The sequence below is a fragment of the Psychrobacter sp. YGAH215 genome, from assembly GCF_007280595.1.
Taxonomy (GTDB): domain Bacteria; phylum Pseudomonadota; class Gammaproteobacteria; order Pseudomonadales; family Moraxellaceae; genus Psychrobacter; species Psychrobacter faecalis.
This window is the reverse complement of sequence record NZ_VKLR01000074.1, coordinates 1-1,424: the sequence shown is the minus strand read 5'-3', so window position 1 is coordinate 1,424 and position 1,424 is coordinate 1. Positions and strand designations below refer to the sequence as shown.

Genomic DNA, 1,424 nt, shown 5'->3' with positions numbered 1-1,424 from the left:
GACGGCATAAGTGTTTTGCGCAAAGCAAGCTGGTGTTTTTTAGAACCATGGTTGTAGTAAGTCATATCCACTGTGCCATTGAGCGTTGGGACAAAGTGAGGATTAATTTTTGTGGTAGTGTATAGTGTTAATCTAGTTTCTTGGGGAAAAAATTCCATAAGCTGTGATTCATTAGTATATGGGAGTAGGTGTTGCTTGTTGATTTGAAACCAAGCAATTAAAGATGCTGTGAGATGTGGGAGTAGAGTTCTGGATTTTATTAGTCGTTCTGTAAGTGAGCCGCAATCATAGACCAAAGCATTGTACCAAGGGAGAATTTGGCTACCTTTGTTTCTTTTTTGGATGTAGTTGATTCTGTGTTGGAGTTTTGCACGATATACCTGGAGGTGCCAGTTGTGTGGCTCTGTTGAAGTAAGCATTTTATATATTATCTTGCATCTGTTATAGGTCGTCTGTGTTCTGATATCCATGAGTCCAAAACCACCTTGGTTTGGTAGTGCCAAGAGGTTTTCTTCCCCCACGCCTCTAAAGCATTGGTTCATTTGAAGGGCGATTTTGTTGATCTCACTTTGTTTGAAGGATGCGAGAGTATCCTGATAGTGAAGTTTGCTAATTAAGTATGTATTGATACCAAGGGCTCGTTGCTGTAATGGTAGGTCAAGGTTTACCGCTGTGTGAAGATTCTTTGTCCAGTTTTTAAGAAACGTGAGTTTGAGTTTCGGTGAGAGTGGAACTCCCATGTATTTGATTTCTGGTTTGTCAGCATGATGCTTTTGGAATGGTAATTTGTACAGGCCTATTTTTCGGGATAGTAAAATTGTTTTATTCTTATTCACCTCCAAACCCGATGCCTTAGCAAATTGGTTGAGGGCATTTGATAGAATGTGTTGTTCTTCTGGGTTGTTTAAGCAAACTGTAACATCGTCTGCGTAGGCAAGTACTTTCACAAAAATGTTAGCTTCAAGTGGTATACCCACAATTGAGTGTTTTAGCTTTGCTAGGAATGGTTCTAGACAAAGAATGAAGATGGTGGGTGACAAAGGATTTCCTTGTCTAACTCCTGCCAATAATCGCAAGGGTTCTGATGATTTGTCGTTGATACGAATGTTTCCTATGTGGCCGCTTGTAATGGCCATACAGAAGTTGATGAATGATTGAGGGAACTTGTATTTCATAAGTACCGCATTAATGTATGAGTGGTTGAGGCTGTCAAAAGCTTTTGAGAAATCAAGCAACACCATAGCAAATGGGTAAGTAGTCCATCTTTTGACTCTTTCCCAAGTGATGGCAAATTTTTCCACTATGTCTTGGATTGATCGGTTTTTAATAAAGGCATGTTGATCATGGTCCCAATGTGATTCCATGATTTGTTGTAGTTTGTTATTCATGACTGCGCTGATTAAACGCAAACCAACATTTATGAC

1 protein-coding gene is annotated in these 1,424 nt (G+C 39.5%); it reads right to left on the bottom strand.

All coding sequences use genetic code 11. The annotated features are described in order from the left end of the window. Positions 1 to 1,388 (bottom strand): reverse transcriptase family protein (locus FOR85_RS12570; RefSeq protein ID WP_263390496.1); only part of this gene is annotated, 1,388 nt, incomplete at its 3' end. Positions 1,389 to 1,424 lie beyond the last annotated feature (36 nt).